Source organism: Corynebacterium sp. (assembly GCF_030532195.1).
GTDB lineage: Bacteria > Actinomycetota > Actinomycetes > Mycobacteriales > Mycobacteriaceae > Corynebacterium.
On record NZ_JAUNLP010000001.1, the window covers coordinates 330,464 to 347,371 of the forward strand.

The following is a 16,908-nucleotide window of genomic DNA, read 5'->3' on the forward strand; positions in this document are numbered from 1 at the left end:
ATGTAAAACCTAGTTGCCCTCACGCAGCTGGCGCATACGCTCAGCGACCGCCGGATCAACATTGGATGCACCGGTGTTGCCAGTGCCCTCAATGGACTTCTGCTGCTGGCCACCAGAAAGCTCATTCGAGCCATTCATTTCTGCGCGAATCTGCTCCAGGCGGGAGTGACCAGCAAGCTGTACACCTGCTGCCTCAACCTCAGCCATACGCCCCTGTACGGAGTTCTGTGCAAGTTCTGCCTGCCCCAGAGCATTAGCGTAACGACGCTCAATCTTGTCACGAACCTGATCGAGGTTCGGGGTCGAACCAGAAGAAATCTCATTCATAGACTGCAGGGATTCCGAAACCTTTTCCTGCATCTTGGCCTGCTCCAGCTGGCTGAGCAGCTTTGCGCGCTCAGCGACCTTCTGCTGCAGCTGCATGGAGTTGCGCTCCACAGCCTTCTTAGCCTGTGCGGCCTGCTGCAGCGACTGGTCGTGCAGTGCCTTGAGATCCTCTACCGACTGCTCTGCGGTAACCAGCTGAGCTGCAAATGCCTCAGCGGCATTTTCATACTCAGTTGCCTTCGCAGCATCTCCCTCTGCGCGCGCCTTATCAGCCAACTGCAGTGCCTGGCGGGCATTGCCCTGCAGCTTCTCAATCTCAGCGAGCTGGCGGTTAAGGCGCATCTCCAGCTGACGCTGGTTACCAATCACAGCTGCCGCCTGCTGTGACAGTTCCTGGTGCTGGCGCTGTGCGTCCTCAATGGCCTGCTGAATCTGAACCTTCGGATCAGCGTTTTCCTCAATCTTGGAATCGAAAGCGGCCATCAAGTAATTCCACAGCTTCACAAAGGGATTAGCCATAGTGTTCCATACACCTTTCTAAAGGTAACTACCGTATGAGCAGGTTAGCGTTAATTGCGCAACTAATCTTAACGAACAGTGCGCAGTTTGGGGCACTAAGCGCCAATAGCGGGAAACAATTCCCGCTATCAACAAAAATTCTACATAGCCGCCATTTCGGGGCTTGCGGAGTGCAAAGCCATCGCGGTTGCCGCTTCCATCATGAGGTCCGACACCGTCACCCCCAGCGCGGCGCACACCGAGGCCAGCAGCTCCGAGGACACCTCCTTGCGTCCCCGCTCCAGCTCCGAGAGATAACCAGGGCTGATGGCAGCATTTTCCGACAGTTCACGCAGAGTCTGACCACTGCGCGAACGAATGTCGCGCAAGGTCTCCCCCAGTGCTTCGCGCAACAGCGGCTCACGCGACTGCGTTACAGAGCCCAGCTGATCCGCCAGGGCCGCGCGCGCGGACTCCGCCGAAGCAGCGCCATCTACCTTGGGCCCATCAACCTTTGGGTAACGAACGGTCATAAGTGCAGTATTGTTGCTCATCACTATCTCTAACGTCTTAGCGGGCCGACCTGTTCCCAATTTCTAAAAATTAATCAACATTCACGTTTCGAATCAGCAACTCCAAGGCTAATTCCACTGCTTGCCGACGAATCTGCGAACGCGAACCGCTCTCATCCACTGGTAAGCGCACTGCAGTTACGTCCTCTACAGTCTGTGCACCAGGTCGCCGTACTCCGCACCATACTTCACCGACGGGATGCCCGTCCTGCATGGTTGGGCCGGCTACACCGGTCAGCGAAACGCCCCAGTCGGCCACTACCCTGCTGGCGGCGCCGAACGCCATGTATCGCGCAGTAACTTCGGCCACTGGGCCGTAGGTGTTAAGTACGTCCTCCGGGACGTCGGCAAGCAGTGTCTTGACATCCGTGGCGTAAGTGACCACGCCGCCGCGCAGAACCGCAGAGGCTCCAGGCACGGATGCGACGGTGGCACACAGCAAGCCTGCGGTAAGAGATTCGGCAGCGGCGAGTGTCTCACCGCGTGCCGAAAGCAGTGTGACCAGCCTGTGAGCGGCGCTATCCACGTCGTCGATAAGGCCGTCATTTAGTGTCGTGCTCACAGGCGGAAATCCTTTACTTCGGCTGCTCTACTTTTCGGGCGTCCACAATGTACTGAACGCCGGTGACGACGGTGACGATAATCGCCGCAATCATGACAATCCAGGCCGGCCAGAGCATCCACGACACTGGCATGAGGAATAGCCCCACTGCCACAGACTGCAGCACAGTCTTAATTCTGCCGCCACGCGATGCCGGCACTACACGTCCCTGACGCAGGGCAAACATGCGCCAAATGGTGATACCGCCTTCACGAATCACGATGATGACCGTGACCCAAATCGGCAGGATGCCGATGATGTTCATACCAATCAGCGCAGCGAGCATAAGCGCCTTATCGGCGATGGGGTCTGCAATCTTGCCGAAATCAGTAATGAGATTGCGGCTGCGCGCCAAATGACCATCCAGCTTGTCGGTCGCCATCAGAAGCGCGAATACAGCGAACGACCACCACCGCCAGGTGGTGTCCATTCCGCCCTCCTGAAGCAACACCCACAAAAACACCGGTACACCGATGATGCGCAAGACAGTCAGGACATTCGGCAGATTCCAGTTGGAGACGGGGCCCGATTCAGCAGTAGAAGCAGTCACAATTGCTACCTTATCTCACAATCGCGTTCGACTAGCGCCCAGTCGACTTCTGTGAATCCCCACCGGTGGTGGAGGATTCTTCCGCAGTTGCCGATGCCGTGCCACTGTCGCTGACGTCGTGGGGATCATCATGCTGCTCGCGCGGCAGGGCGATGCCGCCCATGTTCTCATCGCGCTTGATCTTGAGCCAGGAGGCCAGAACAGTAACGACCAGCACGATGACAATGAATGCCAGCGACGTCCAAGTGGATACCTCCGGCACACTGACGTTTTCACCGCCGTTAATAAACGGCAGGTTGTTTTCGTGCAGTGCGTGCAGCAGCAGCTTGACACCAATGAATGCCAGGATGACACCGAGGCCGTAGGCGAGGTAGACAAGGCGGTCAAGCAGGCCGTCCAGCAGGAAGTACATCTGCCGCAGGCCCATCAGGGCCAGCGCATTGGCGGTAAAGACGATGTATGCCTCATCCGTCAGGCCGTAAATGGCCGGAATGGAGTCGAACGCAAACATGACGTCAATGAGACCAATGGCAACCAGAGCAATAGCCAGCGGCGTCAGGTAGTGCTTGCCATTTTCCTTCTTGGTCAGCTTGTCACCGTTGTAGTGATCCGTAATCGGCACGACGCGACGCAGCCACTGAATAATCTTCATGTCTGAAGGGTCGGTTTCTGGCTTATCGACGGCTTCGTCGTAAATCGTCTTGATAGCCGTGTAAATCAAGAAGATGGCAAACAGGTAGAAGACATCCGACCATGCGCTAATGACGGCGGCACCAGCCCAAATGAACAGACCTCGGAATACCAGGGCCAGGCCAATACCGAAGAGCAGCACCTTCTGCTGGTACTTGCGGGGAATTTTGAACGCACCAATAATCAGCGCAAAGACGAACAGATTGTCAATACTGAGCGCCTTTTCGGTGATGTAGCCCGATAAGAACTCGATACCACGGTGGTGATCCCACAGCAGCCACACCATTCCGCCGAATATCAAGGCCAGGACGACATAAAACAGCGTCCAAAGACCAGCTTCTTTGATGGTGGGTTCGTGCGGGGTGCGAACGTGTGCGTAGAAGTCGAAGGTGAGGAAGCCCAAGACAACCACAATGGTGATAATCCATACCAATGCGGGCACATGCATTTTTAAATATGACCTCCGGTCGTGCGAACATGAACCGGAGGTCTCTCCTGCTCCTACCGCTGGTCTCCCCGCCTCATCGGGCGGGCCGAGCCTGTGGCAGAAGTGACGGCACCGGGATTGTCTGACGCGAGCCGTGGCTACGCCCTCAATCCGTGCTGACGATAACCGTCACGGAAAAGTGAGAAATTCTCACTTACCGGGGATACTCCCCTCCACGTGATGAAACTATACACGTCGGTATGGGGTCTAGGAGCGCCGGGCACCAAACTCAGTGCGTATCGCCCGAATAGAAAAAGTGACGTGCTGAGAAAACAATCTCAACACGTCACCGTATTCTCCGTTGCCTATGCCATCGACTGATTTGGGTCGGCGTCGACGACATTGACTTCTTCCTTTGGCGCGTCTTCTGGGTTGGCGCCCTTAATCATCCACTGGATGGTTTCAAGTTCCTCCGGTTTGACCAGTACCTCACGGGCCTTGGAGCCTTCCGAAGGGCCGACCACGCCGCGAGTCTCCATCAGATCCATCAGACGACCGGCCTTGGCAAAGCCGACGCGCATCTTGCGCTGCAGCATCGACGTCGAGCCGTGCTGGGCAGTGACGACCAGCTCGACTGCCTGCAGCAGGTCTTCGAGGTCATCGCCAATGTCCGGATCAATGTTTCGCTCGGCCTCTGCGTTCTTGTCCTCGGTGACACCCTCGGTGTAGTCCGGTTCCGCCTGAGACTTAGCGGCTTCCACGACGGCCTGAATCTCTTCGTCAGTAACGAAGGCACCCTGGATACGGCGTGGCTTGCCGGCGCCCTGCGGAATGAATAGGCCATCACCCATACCGATGAGCTTTTCTGCACCGCCCTGGTCCAGAATCACTCGGGAGTCGGTCAGCGATGAGGTGGCAAATGCCAGGCGGGAAGGCACGTTGGTCTTAATCAGACCGGTAACCACGTCAACAGACGGGCGCTGCGTTGCCAGCACCAGGTGGATACCGGCGGCGCGAGCCTTCTGCGTAATGCGAACGATGGCGTCTTCGATATCGCGTGGCGCGGTCATCATCAAGTCAGCCAACTCGTCGACCACACAGACGATGTACGGGTACGGGCGGTACTCGCGCTCCGAGCCCAGCGGTGTCGTAATCTCACCGGACTTGACCTTGCGGTTGAAGTCCTTGATGTGACGCACGCGAGCAGCCTTCATGTCCATGTAGCGCTGCTCCATCTCCTCCACCAACCACTGCAGTGCGGCAGCGGCCTTCTTTGGCTGAGTGATGATTGGCGTAATCAGGTGCGGAATGCCCTCGTACGGAGTCAGCTCCACCATCTTCGGGTCCACCAGAATCAGGCGAACCTCCTCCGGCGTGGCACGGGTGAGCAACGACACCAGCATGGAGTTGACGAATGCCGACTTACCGGAACCGGTCGAACCAGCGACGAGCAGATGCGGCATCTTCTGGATGGAGTGCGAAATGAACTCGCCCTCAATATCCTTACCCAGGCCAATCAGCATCGGGTCATCGTTGGCAACGGTCTTCGGCGCCCGCAGTACGTCGGAGAGCCTGACCATCTCGCGGTCATTATTCGGCACCTCAATGCCGACTGCCGACTTACCCGGAATCGGAGTCAGCAGGCGCACATTGTCAGTCGCCACAGCGTAGGCAATGTTGGACTGCAGGTTCGTGATCTTCGAAACCTTCACGCCCGGGCCCAGCTCGACTTCATAACGGGTCACCGTCGGGCCACGCGAGAATCCAGTCACCGCGGCATCGACCTTGAACTCCGCAAAGACTTCCGTGATTGCCTCGATCATGCGGTCATTGGTCGCAGTGCGAGTCTTCGGACGCTCACCCGGAATCAGCAAGTCTGTCGACGGCAGCTGGTAGTCGGATTCGGCCTCGCGTGCCGCCGAAGATTCATTGCCAGCGTTGTCCTTTTCCAATTCCGACTTTGGAGTCGTTGCCGGAATCTTGGAGGCATCGATACCGGAGCGCGCAGCGATAGCATTCATCGTGCGACGGGTGGCATCAGAGATTGCATCGTCATTGCCCTCGGCAGCAGTCGGCCGCGCCTGTTCCGCCTGTGGTGCGGACTGTTGCGGCTGCGGCTTGGTCGCAGGCTCCACTGGCTTATGCTCCACTACCTCATGCTGCGACCGCTGCTGAGCAGCCCGCTGTGCCTGGGCAGTTGGGTACTCGGAGTATTCGTCATACTCCGGGGCAGCATAGTCAGGCTCATGCTGCGGCTGAGCAGAGGTAGCCCCAACTGCCGGAATGGTCGATTCCGTCTCTTCAGTATCGCGGTGGACAGCATCCGAGGTCGGTTCATCGACATACTCGGCTGCCGGGAATTCCGGCTCCGGCTGCGCACGCTTTGCCGAGGCACCAAAATCGGCGCGGTCAAACTGCATTGTGCGAGCGGAGTCGTAATCGATGTCCTCCACAGACTGCGTATTCTTCGGAACACTCCGGCGGGAACGCGGAGCCTCATCTAGAAGATCGTAGAGGTTGCCGTCACCATCATGATCGTCGTAAGGCGCAGCACTAGCGCTACGACGCGACTCGGCCTCACGGCGTGGTGCGCGATAACGGGAGCGCTCAGCCGAACGGGACGAGCGGCGAGGGCGACGCTCAATTAGCTGCGTGGGCTTATCGAAATCTTCGTCGGCGTAGTCCGAATCGGACGGTGCACTGGCACGGCGATTGAGCATGGCGTCCACATCGCCGTAGGGGTCATCGGATTCGATCTCATCATTTTTGCCGCGTGAGGACCATTCGCTGAAGTTGAGGTACTCCTTGACGGCATCAATAAGCTGACGCACAGTGGCGCCAGAGAGCACAAGCGCGCCATAGAAGATAATGCCGAGCAGCAAAATGACGGCGACCCATGACGTAAAGCCAGCAGCAAGCGGCGAACCGATGTATCCGCCAATCGCACCGCCGGCGGCGCGTCGGCCTTCCCAGTCAGCAGGACAGCCCGACCCGATGTGGACGATCGCCAGCAGACCGACGGTAATAAGGGTCGCGCCCGTGGCGACGGCTGGCAGACGCTCCGAGCGCGGAGTCGTCTCCAGCATCATCATCACGGAAATCGCGCCGAGCGCGATGGGCAGCACAAAGGCACCGATGCCGATGATGGTTCGCACCGATGTCTCAATGACCTCTCCCACCGGACCGGCCAGGTGGAACCATGTCGACCCGGCGAGCACAATGGCCAGCGCCATGACCAACAAGGCCACGCCGTCCTTCGAGCCAGACTCGCCGCTGTCATGAACATCCAGGTCAACGTCGTCAACGTCGGTTGGTGCCGGTGGGTCAATCAAGCCATCGTCATATCCGCTGGCAGCTTTACGACGCTTCCTGCGAGGCGTCGTCGTTGAAAAATCGGCGTCACTTTCGCGCCGCGCCATATTCTCCTCATCATCTCGCTTTGATTTGCGACCACCAATCTTCCGGGCAACACCTGCCACGCCACGGGCCGTTTCCGACCAGGCGTTGGCAAGGCTTTTACCGACGAAGGACATCGCACTTGGCGTGCGCTCAAACTCCTCCGTCGCATTGTGCACGGGATAGCGACGAGTGGCATCGATGTCCGCATTGCGGTTCGATGCTCGACGATTGTCGGTTCTGGTTCGGCTGGTCGCTGACATGCCCAATACCTTACAGCCAATCCCGGACCGTTTTCACATTAGTAACACGCGTGTCATTGCTTAACACCAGTAATACGGTGTTCACTACGTGATCAGGGAGGGCTGGCCTCAAGCGAGGCATTAGGCATAGTAGCGCACGATGAGATGGCTGAATTACGAGGTTGGGGTAAAGCCGGAGTTAAATTGAAGCACTCAATTAGATGCTGTTGCGCTTAATGCCAGACTCATCACCATCAATGGTGACGCGAACCTCATCACGGCCATAGAGCCACAGCACAAGTTCACCGACGCTACCGCTCACAGTCACAACCGGAGCACTCTTGTCACTATTGTCGACCAAGGTCGCAGCAACTCCGTCGTCACGCATGAAAACAACCGTCGAGGTCGAGCCACGTAGCATCATGCGGCCAGAGGTAGTGACCATCTTCCACAGATCGGTCTTTGCGGACGGCGGAAGCTGACGGACTGTCCAGCCTTCCTGTGCACGACGCACGTCTTCGTGGTGAACGAAGTTCTCGACAGTGTTGACATATTTGTCCGCCCACTTCATCGGGTTCCACTTTGGAGCACCACTGCCCCACTTCCCCACGACCTCTGCGTACGGCATCTGATCAACCTCTGCCGTTACGGAGTTCAGACGATCAGTCAGAGCCTTGACAAACATTCCGCCGGCAGCATCCGGGCGATTTTCACGGATATAGAGGTGATTAGCCAGATCTCGAGTGGTCCAGCCCTCACACAGCGTTGGCGCGTTGGGGCCGACGGCGAGCAGCAGGTTAGCTAGAGCTTCACGTTCCTGTTCTGCAAAAGTCATGGCACCAGCCTAGACCAGAAACACTAAAGCCCGCATCCGCACGAAAACTCGTGCTTATGATGCGGGCTTGTCAGCGACCTATGGCGGGTAGTCGCCCCACGATGCGCGTCGGTTTAAACGCTCTCGCGGGACTCCCGGATATCGTCGTCGGTGACCTCATCGGTGGACTCAGAGGACATCGGAACGATCGTTGGGACAACCATTGGGCTACGGCGCCACTTCTGGTTGATGACGCGCTCGGTGCGACGACGGACTTCCTGTGCCATGCGGTACGGATTGTTTTCGCCGCTGCCAGCCAAGTCGAAGAGCGTGTCATCGACAACTTGCTCTACGGTAGCGAGCACTTCCTTGGCATCGTCGGAGTAACCGCGGGCCTGCGCCTTCGGCTTCTCCAGCGGGCGGCCAGTACGGTTGTCGATAACGGCGGTGACAGTGATGAGACCGCCTTCGCGCAGTTCAGCGCGGTCAGCTAGAACGTCGGCATCGACATCGCCCATGGTGACACCGTCGACGTAGAGATTACCGACCGGAATCTGGCCAACCACGCGAGCGCGACCGTCGACGAGGTCCACAACAACACCATTTTGTGCCAGAACGACGTTCTCCGGCTTCACACCGGTAGAGATTGCCAATTCCTTATTGGCGCGGATGTGGCGCCACTCACCGTGAATCGGCATGACGTTCGACGGACGAGCAGCGTTGTAGAGGAATAGCAGCTCGCCTGCGAAACCGTGGCCCGAGGTGTGAACCTTGGCGTCCTTGGAGGTGATAACCGTCGCACCAATCTGGGCGAGCATATTGATGACACCGAAAACGGCCTCTTCGTTGCCCGGCACCAGCGAGGAACTCAGGATAATCAAGTCACCATCGCGAACCGTAATCTGGCGGTGCTCACGACGAGCCATGCGCGACAGAGCGGCCATCGGCTCACCCTGCGTACCGGTGGTAACCAGCACCACCTTGTGCGGAGCCATCCGAGCTGCCTCGTTCATCTCCACAATGGTGTTCTCCGGCGCGGTCAAAAGACCCAGCTCCTGCGCGATGCGCATGTTACGAATCATCGAACGACCGTTGAAAGCGACCTTACGGCCGGCCTTCACGGCAGCATCAATAACGGCCTGCACGCGGTAGACGTTAGAGGCAAACGCGGCAACAATTACTCGCTGCTTGGCATCCATAATCAGACGACGCAGAGTCGGAGCCAATTCTGCCTCCGAGTCCGAGAAGCCCGGAATGGTTGCGTTGGTGGACTCACACAGGAACAGGTCAATGCCTTCATCACCGTAGCGGCTCAGTGCCGGCAGGTCAGTCGGCTTTCCGTCCGGCGGAGTCTGGTCCATCTTCACGTCACCGGTGTGAACAACCATGCCGGCACCGGTCTTGATGACGATGCCCAGACACTCCGGAATGGAGTGGTTAACGTTGAAGAAGCGCAGGTCGAACGGGCCACGCTGGATGTGGCTGGTGTCGTTGACCTCGATAACCTTCGGACGCTGACGGTGCTCCTGCGTCTTGGCCTGAATCAGCGCCAAGGTAAAGCGGGAAGCGATAATCGGAATATCCGCGCGCTGCTTCAGCAGCCACGGGATAGCACCAATGTGGTCCTCGTGACCGTGGGTTACTACCAGTGCTTCAACGCGATCCCACTTGTCCTCCATGTAGGAGAAGTCCGGCAGAATCAGGTCAACGCCCGGTTCGTCGGAGCTCGGAAACAGCACACCACAGTCAACGATGATTAGGCGGTTCTTGTACTCGAGCACGGTCATGTTACGACCGATCTCCGAGATACCGCCGAGCGCGACAACACGCAGACCGTCCTTCGGCGCCTTCGGCGGTGCGGGCAGACGCTGAGTCAGGTCAGCACCCTGCATCGACTGCACGACGTTACGGCGATTTCCGCGTCCGCCGCGACCGCCACGGCCACCGCGATTGCCGCCACGCCCGCCACGTCCCCCACGGGAATTGCGTGACGACGAATTCTGCGACTTCTTAGCTCCGCCGCGAGAGTCGTTCTTCTCCGAACGTCCATTGCCACCGGAGTTCTTACGGTCCCCGGAGCGCTGAGAAGACTTCGACTCGTTCGAACCGGAGTTCTTCTTCTGCTGCTGCTCTGCTACAGCAACATCGGACTCAGACGGCGGGCCAGCCTTCCGAGTCACCTTGCGGGCGCGATTGCGTCCTTCAGCCACTACAGAACACCTGCCTTCCGCATAGCTTCTTCAAGCAACTCAAGTTGCTGGTCATTAGGTGCGATTTGCGGCAAGCGCGGATCTCCTATCTCAATGCCCTGCAGACGCAGAGCGGACTTAGCAAAACTTACACCACCGAGCGCAGCCTGAGCTGCAAACAGCGGAGTCATCTTTGCGTGGGCCGCCTGAGCTCCAGCCAAATCGCCCTTGTCAAAGCACGAGCGAACTTCTGCCAGAAGCTTCGGAGCAGCATGCCCGATAACGGAGATAAAACCAGTAGCGCCAATCGACAGCCACGGCAAGTTCAATACATCGTCACCGGAGTACCACGCCAAATCAGTATTAGCGATAATTCCTGCGGCAGCGCCCAAATCACCCTTGGCATCCTTAACAGCCTTAATGTTTGGGTGCTCCGACAGTCGGTAAATGGTATCAACTTCGATTGGAATAACCGAACGCGGCGGAATGTCGTACAGGCACACAGGCGCGTCAGCGGCATCTGCTACCGCCGTAAAGTGGCGGTACAGACCTTCTTGATTCGGCTTGGAGTAGTACGGCGTGACCACGAGCAGCGAATCCGCGCCCGCAGCCACCGAAGCCTTGGCCAGCTCAATCGAGCTAGCGGTGTTGTTCGTGCCAGCACCGGCCATAAGCTTGACCGAATCACCGAGTTCAGCACGGACGGCCTTGAGCAGAGTGAGCTTCTCCTCCGTCGTGGTCGTCGGCGACTCACCGGTAGTACCAGCCAAAATCAGGGCATCCAGGCCGTTGTCAACGAGGTGGCCGGCAAGCCGTACACCAGCGTCAACATCCAGGTTGCCCTCCTTATCAAAAGGGGTCACCATAGCTACGGCAACGGTGCCGAAAATGTCAGCACCGCGTGTTGAGACAAGTCCTGTGCTCATTGTTGACTACCTTTTCCTAAAAATTCCTATCAACTATATCTTCACACTGTACGTGTCATCAGCCTTCGAAGGCGTAAGGACTCGATGCGATGACCGATCCGTCACGCAACGTGTTGATCTCAAAGTCCCCGAATGCCACGGGCGCACAGCGCTGTAGCTCTTTCAGACAAGCGACCGCCAACTCGCGGATTTCACCGTCGGCGTGCTCGGTTGCGCGCATAGAGATGAAGTGACGCCACGAGCGGAAGTTGCCTGTGACCACGATTCGAGTCTCAGTGGCATTGGGCAATACTGCCCTGGCAGCCTGCCGCGCTTGCTTACGGCGCAAAATAGCATTGGGCTCGTCCGCCCACTTCTCCTCAAGCGCATCTAATAATTCACCATAGGCGAAACGCGACTGATCGACCGCACTTTCAAAAACTCGCAACAGCTCGGGGTCTTGCGCAATGGCGGGTGGAACAACCACATTGTTCGAGCTAGCAGGCACAAATCGCTGTGATAATTGCGAGAAGGAAAAATGACGATGCCGCGTCAATTCGTGTGCACACGACCGCGAGAGTCCGCGAACATAAATGCTGGCGCTAGCGTGCTCAAACAGCGAGGTATGCCCCACCTCGAGGACATGGCGCAAATAGCCCTCGTTGGTCGCCGTGCGCGGATTGGGCTTGTCCCACGTTTCGTAGCACGCACGTCCCGAAAACTCGATAAGCGCTTCCCCACCGTCGGCGTCGGTCTCGAAACCGATGTCCTCCGGTGGGAAAAAATTAGTCGCGGCAATCAGCTGCGCCGATAAAGTGACGTTTTCCGACATTTTCACGTAACTCCTGGTGCTTACAGTCCCAGGAATGGCTCCAGTCCCACAGTCAGACCCGGGAAGTCAGCAATCTTACGCACGCCGAGCAGAACGCCCGGAACGAAGCTGGTGCGCGAGTACGAATCCTGCTTAATGGTCAGCGACTGACCTTCTGCACCGAAAATCACAGTCTCATGAGCAACGGAGCCGGTCATACGAACTGCATGGACCGGAATACCCTCCACATCAGCGCCACGAGCACCGTCGAGCGTCTGCTCGGTGGCATCAGGCTGCGCGCCCATGCCAGCTTCCTTGCGAGCGCGCGCAATAGCCTCAGCAGTGTGAATTGCAGTGCCCGACGGCGCATCCTTCTTAAACGGGTGGTGCATCTCAATAACTTCCGCCGAGTCGAAGTACGGTGCAGCCAGCTCCGCCATCTTCATGGTCAGGACCGCGGAGATTGCGAAGTTAGGGGCAATAAGGACGTTGACGTCACCGTCGGCGTCGTCAAGCCAGCGCTGTACCTGATCGAGACGTTCCTGAGTAAAGCCCGTGGTACCCACGACGGCGTTGATGCCGTGGCTGATGCAGAACTCCAGGTTCCCCATGACGGCGTCAGGCTGAGTAAAGTCGACAACGGTCTGGACTCCAGCGTCAACAAGCTCAGTCAGTTCATCGTCGTGATCGATGCCAGCAACCAGATCCAGGTCATCGGCGGCCTCTACTGCCTCGCAGATTGTGCTGCCAACCTTGCCCTTGGCGCCGAGAACGCCCACTTTGATATTGCTCACGACTAATCGAGTCCTTTCCAACGGGTTAATCTTTAACCTTTACCTTAGGATGTTCGTGGCAACTTGTGTGCCAACGCCCCCAGTCATTGGGTCGTCAATATCCCAAGATTTTGATTTTTTGATTTTTCAATAACGATAACTAGAAAGTAGCTTCACTTGGTTTCTGAGTCTCACGATTCCGAGCCCTCATCGCACGTCTCATCTAACTCGGAATCCCATTCCGCCTCGGCACCTGCCAACGCTTATATGGCAATCTATGTGCTGCTGGCAGCGGCATTTATGGCAATTTTGAATGAGACTGTCATGAGTGTCGCAATTCCGGTCGTCAAAGCCGATTTGGGTATCACCGCTGCGACTGCCGGTTGGCTGACGACGTCGTTTCTGCTGACCATGGCCGTCGTCATTCCGATGACCGGCTACTTGATTTCCACAGTTCCCATCCGCACGCTCTTCACCGTCTGTCAGGGACTCTTCGTCGCAGGTACCGCTATCGGTGTCTTTGCGCCGAACTTCGCAGTCGTTCTGCTCGCTCGTATTGTGCAGGCCAGCGGCACCGCCGTGCTTCTGCCGCTACTTATGACCACGGTGCTCAATGTCGTACCCGAGCACGAACGCGGTCGCATGATGGGACGCATGAGCGTGGTCATCGCCGTGGCACCTGCTATCGGCCCGACCATCTCCGGATTAATTCTGCAGGTCGCCAACAACAATTGGCACGCACTCTTCGACACGATGCTGCCGTTGAGTCTCATTGTTTTGGTAGTCGGCGCATTCCTCGTCCCGAAGATCGAAGAGGACTCCACCAAGCATCTCGACGTCCTCTCCGTGTTCCTCAGCGCCGGCGCGTTTGGCCCGCTGGTGTACTCGCTCAGCCGCGTGGGTGCGGAGTTCACGCTTATCGACGGAATCCTCGGCGCGGCCGGAGTTGTGCTGCTTGTGCTCTTTGTGGTGCGTCAGCGTCGCCTCGCACCCGACAATCGTGCCCTCATTGATTTGCGGGCTTTCCGTACCAAGAGCTTTAGGCTTTCCACCATTATTCTGTCGGTCGGCTTCATGTTGATGTTCGGTGTCATCATCATCCTGCCGCTCTACCTCAGCCAGCGTGGTGTCGATGTCAAGACCATCGGCTTGATTGTCATGCCTGGTCCGCTGATTATGGGTCTGATGGGCCCAGCCATCGGCCGGCTCTTTGACAAGTACGGCCCACGGCCATTGGCAATCCCCGGCGCTGTACTGCTGGCCCTGGGACTCTTTGGCTTGGGCTTTATTTCGGCTACGACACCACTGTGGTGGATTGTCACCTGCCACATTGTGTTTGAGATTGGCCTTGGTCTGCTGTTTACGCCGCTGTTTACTTTCGGCCTCGGCGACCTGCCACGCGATCTTTACCCGGATGGCTCGGCAATTATGAATACGCTGCAGCAGGTTGCCGGTGCAGTTGGTACGGCACTGTTTGTGGCAATGTCCGCCATTATTACCGCGGGCCTGTCGGGTGCCGGAGTCGCCGATGCCAACACCGACGACATCATTCGCGGTTACGGCATCTCGATGTTTGTCTCAGCGGCTCTCGGCATTGTGCTGATCTTTATGACCACGCTGCTCAAACCTCAGCGTAAGAAGTTTGAGCTGCAGTAGTTTTCCTTTTCCCCGCAGGGGCGCGGGAGGGAGGCGACTAGACTAGCCGGCTTGCTCCCGGCCCCGGGTTGGCAACGAGGAATTCCGGTTCAGGCATTCCTCGGTCACGGAAGGCTGTAGCGATTGCATCGGCTGCAGCCCTGACGTGGTCATGTGGCAGCAGCGCAATGGCGCTGCCACCAAAGCCGCCGCCGGTCATTCGGGCACCTAGTGCCCCCTGCTCTAGTGCCACATCTACGGCCACATCCAGCTCAGGACAGGAAACTTCGTAGTCCTCCTTCAGTGAAAGATGGCTTGCCACCATCAAAGTGCCAAAGGCATCGAAGTCGCCCTCAGCGAGCTTTTCAATGGCCTGCGCAGTCCGATCGGTTTCGGTAACAACGTGACGAACTCTGCGCGCTACCGTATCCACCCACTGATCTTTATCGGTGTCTGCAGGAACATTGTCCTGGGCCCAATCGATAGCAGCTCCCACAGCATCACTCATCCCGCGGAAGTTCGGTACCGCAAGACCGCTTGTCACAGCATCGATAATTCCTCGACGCGACGCATACTGTCCATCAGAGAGGCTGTGCCGCACATTGGTGTTGATTACTAAAATTTCGAGGTCCTTGTCTGCGAAGGCGGCCTTTACAAGCTGGTCCGAATTCTTCGCAAAGTCAATGGCCAGCGCGTGATTTTCCTTGCCCTTGATGGAAATACGCTGATCCAGACCACCGGTAGAGGCACCAACTACCTCATTTTCTGCGCGGATGGCCGCCTCAATGATTCCCTGCTTCTCCTCCTCGTTGGCACTGCGACCGTGCACGAGCTCGAAGGCTGCAACGCCGACGGAGCACTCCAATGCGGCAGAGCTGGACAGCCCAGAGCCGATTGGAACATCCGAGGAAATTGCAATGTCAAAGTTTGGGCAATCTGCAGGCAGCAGCCCTGCCTCACGCATCGCCCAGACGGTGCCGACTGCGTAGCCTGTCCAATTCGCAGGTGAACTCGGGCCGACATCGGACATTGGAATGACAACGGGATTGTCACCTTCTGCGGCATCGTCCTTTGTCATCAGGTCCGAGACGATTCGCACGGTCCACGGGCTACTATCCGTATGAGCACTCACCGCTGCAAAAGTATTCTGCGTCAACGCGAACGGCAGGCAGATACCGTCGGCATAGTCGACGTGCTCACCAATCAGGTTCACCCTGCCTGGGGCTGCGAAAACGCCCTGTGGTGTTGATCCGAAACTACGGCGGAATTGCTCAGTTACATCAGAAACTGCCTGCTTATGGGTACGAGTAGGCAGCCAGCGAGTCTGGCCAACTTCCCGGAAGCGGTCCGCGATTGCCTCTGGTGTTGTATCCGAAATCCAGGCTCCCTGCCCGGACTCTGAACCGGCAAGGAACTTCATGCGTCCTGCGGAGCGCATCATGGAATAGAGCTGTAGGTGGAAGCGCCCAAATTGATGATCCTCGCCTACCGGAGCTTGGTTCCAGGCTGCGATGTACGGCGTTTTGTCGATGCCGGGGAAGAACCGGTCAATACGTCGCAGCAGGTCAAGATACATTGCCGCCAGCTCGTCCTTTTCCGCATCGGTCAGCTCCTGGAAGTCGCCGACGGCGCGGTTTGCCATCAGCATGACTTCGACTGGCCACTTTGCTGCAGCTGGCACGAAGGCGGTGAAGTATTCCCCTTCTGCGATGATGCGTCGACCTGAAGTCTTTTCAGCCGCCAGGACATCATCAAAAAGGTCGCGACCGGTGGTGTCAAAGTGGGCCTTCGCGCGTGCCGCGATGGCGGCCGCACGAGGTGGCAGATAAGGGTAGGAGTAAATCTGCCCATGCGGATGCTGCAGTGTCACCCCGATTTCCTTGCCCCTGTTTTCAAAGGGGAATACCAACCGCACGCCGTCAATCTTGCTGAGTTCCGCTGTGCGGTGCGCCCACGCTTCAATAACGGTGCGGGCACGTGTGAAGGTCAGATCGCGGAAGGAGTCGGAAACATTCGGCGTGAAACACACAACTTCACACCGAGCCAAGGCCGGCTTGCGAGGGAATATCTCGGCACCGTCGACTGTTGTGGCAAAGTCATCTGGAACCTCCATGTGCATCGACAACGATGGGAAGCGGTTTTCAAACACCACCACGTCGTAGTCGCTGGCAGGCACCTCTGTGGGAAGCTGACCAGGCAGCGTCGGCGCCAATGGGTTCTCACCGGCAGGAGGCATAAAGGTGCGGTTCATACGGTGTGCCGCGTAGCAGTACCAATCACCTGTCAGAGGGTCTTGGCGCAGCTCTGACTCCGTAATCGCCTTGGGCAGATCACGTTCGTCCGTTAACTTTCGAGTCTTCTTACCCGAAACATAGTCCGGTTCATCGTCGAAGTAGATTAGCTCGCGACCGTCGGCAAGCGTAGTGCGCGTTACCGAAAAAGCGTGAGAATGCGGGGTGTCGGTTGTCACTTTCTCCT

At 57.6% G+C, this 16,908-nt stretch carries 13 protein-coding genes and 1 pseudogene; 1 reads left to right on the forward strand and 13 read right to left on the reverse strand.

Annotation, left to right across the window (positions count from 1 at the left end):
• Positions 1-9 precede the first annotated feature (9 nt).
• The 11 genes from Q4E11_RS01460 to dapB all read right to left on the reverse strand — a co-directional run bounded on the left by Q4E11_RS01460 (position 10) and on the right by dapB (position 12,816).
• Entirely contained in the window at positions 10-846 is an 837-nt protein-coding gene (locus Q4E11_RS01460) for a PspA/IM30 family protein (RefSeq protein ID WP_303162976.1), read from the reverse strand.
• 140 nt (positions 847-986) lie between these two features.
• Positions 987-1,379 carry a helix-turn-helix domain-containing protein gene (locus tag Q4E11_RS01465; RefSeq protein WP_303162978.1) on the reverse strand — a complete coding sequence of 131 codons (393 nt, stop codon included), beginning with the start codon at positions 1,377-1,379 and terminating at the stop codon, positions 987-989.
• Positions 1,380-1,428: 49 nt separating this feature from the next.
• Entirely contained in the window at positions 1,429-1,959 is a 531-nt protein-coding gene (locus Q4E11_RS01470) for a CinA family protein (protein WP_303162981.1), read from the reverse strand.
• Between the two features lie 13 nt (positions 1,960-1,972).
• Complete coding sequence (gene pgsA, locus Q4E11_RS01475; RefSeq protein ID WP_303162982.1) at positions 1,973-2,548, reverse strand: CDP-diacylglycerol--glycerol-3-phosphate 3-phosphatidyltransferase; 576 nt, start codon at positions 2,546-2,548, stop codon at positions 1,973-1,975.
• A gap of 31 nt (positions 2,549-2,579) precedes the next feature.
• Complete coding sequence (locus tag Q4E11_RS01480; protein ID WP_303162983.1) at positions 2,580-3,686, reverse strand: TerC family protein; 1,107 nt, start codon at positions 3,684-3,686, stop codon at positions 2,580-2,582.
• 344 nt (positions 3,687-4,030) lie between these two features.
• Complete coding sequence (locus tag Q4E11_RS01485; protein WP_303162985.1) at positions 4,031-7,324, reverse strand: DNA translocase FtsK; 3,294 nt, start codon at positions 7,322-7,324, stop codon at positions 4,031-4,033.
• A gap of 196 nt (positions 7,325-7,520) precedes the next feature.
• On the reverse strand, positions 7,521-8,138 hold the full coding sequence (locus Q4E11_RS01490) for a TIGR03085 family metal-binding protein (protein ID WP_303162986.1): 618 nt from the start codon (positions 8,136-8,138) through the stop codon (positions 7,521-7,523).
• A 113-nt stretch (positions 8,139-8,251) separates the two neighbouring features.
• Positions 8,252-10,327 carry a ribonuclease J gene (locus Q4E11_RS01495; protein ID WP_303162988.1) on the reverse strand — a complete coding sequence of 692 codons (2,076 nt, stop codon included), beginning with the start codon at positions 10,325-10,327 and terminating at the stop codon, positions 8,252-8,254.
• A complete protein-coding gene (gene dapA / locus Q4E11_RS01500; protein ID WP_303162990.1) occupies positions 10,327-11,232 on the reverse strand; it encodes a 4-hydroxy-tetrahydrodipicolinate synthase in 906 nt (301 codons plus the stop codon). Before dapA ends, Q4E11_RS01495 begins: the two co-directional genes overlap by 1 nt.
• 58 nt (positions 11,233-11,290) lie before the next feature.
• Positions 11,291-12,043 carry an FAD-dependent thymidylate synthase gene (gene thyX / locus Q4E11_RS01505; protein ID WP_303162993.1) on the reverse strand — a complete coding sequence of 251 codons (753 nt, stop codon included), beginning with the start codon at positions 12,041-12,043 and terminating at the stop codon, positions 11,291-11,293.
• 20 nt (positions 12,044-12,063) lie between these two features.
• A complete protein-coding gene (gene dapB, locus Q4E11_RS01510; protein ID WP_303162995.1) occupies positions 12,064-12,816 on the reverse strand; it encodes a 4-hydroxy-tetrahydrodipicolinate reductase in 753 nt (250 codons plus the stop codon).
• A gap of 156 nt (positions 12,817-12,972) precedes the next feature.
• Between dapB and Q4E11_RS01515 the strand changes: the two genes are divergently transcribed.
• Positions 12,973-14,451 (forward strand): MDR family MFS transporter, encoded by a 1,479-nt coding sequence (locus tag Q4E11_RS01515; RefSeq protein WP_303162997.1) that lies wholly within the window; start codon positions 12,973-12,975, stop codon positions 14,449-14,451.
• Positions 14,452-14,488: 37 nt separating this feature from the next.
• Here the strand turns inward: Q4E11_RS01515 and galK are convergent, their stop codons facing one another.
• Together galK and galT are read right to left on the reverse strand one after the other, a co-directional pair.
• Complete coding sequence (gene galK / locus Q4E11_RS01520) at positions 14,489-15,745, reverse strand: galactokinase (protein WP_303163470.1); 1,257 nt, start codon at positions 15,743-15,745, stop codon at positions 14,489-14,491.
• Positions 15,746-15,754: 9 nt separating this feature from the next.
• Positions 15,755-16,900: pseudogene (galT, locus tag Q4E11_RS01525) on the reverse strand (galactose-1-phosphate uridylyltransferase); the annotation flags it as partial.
• Between the last annotated feature and the right edge of the window lie 8 nt (positions 16,901-16,908).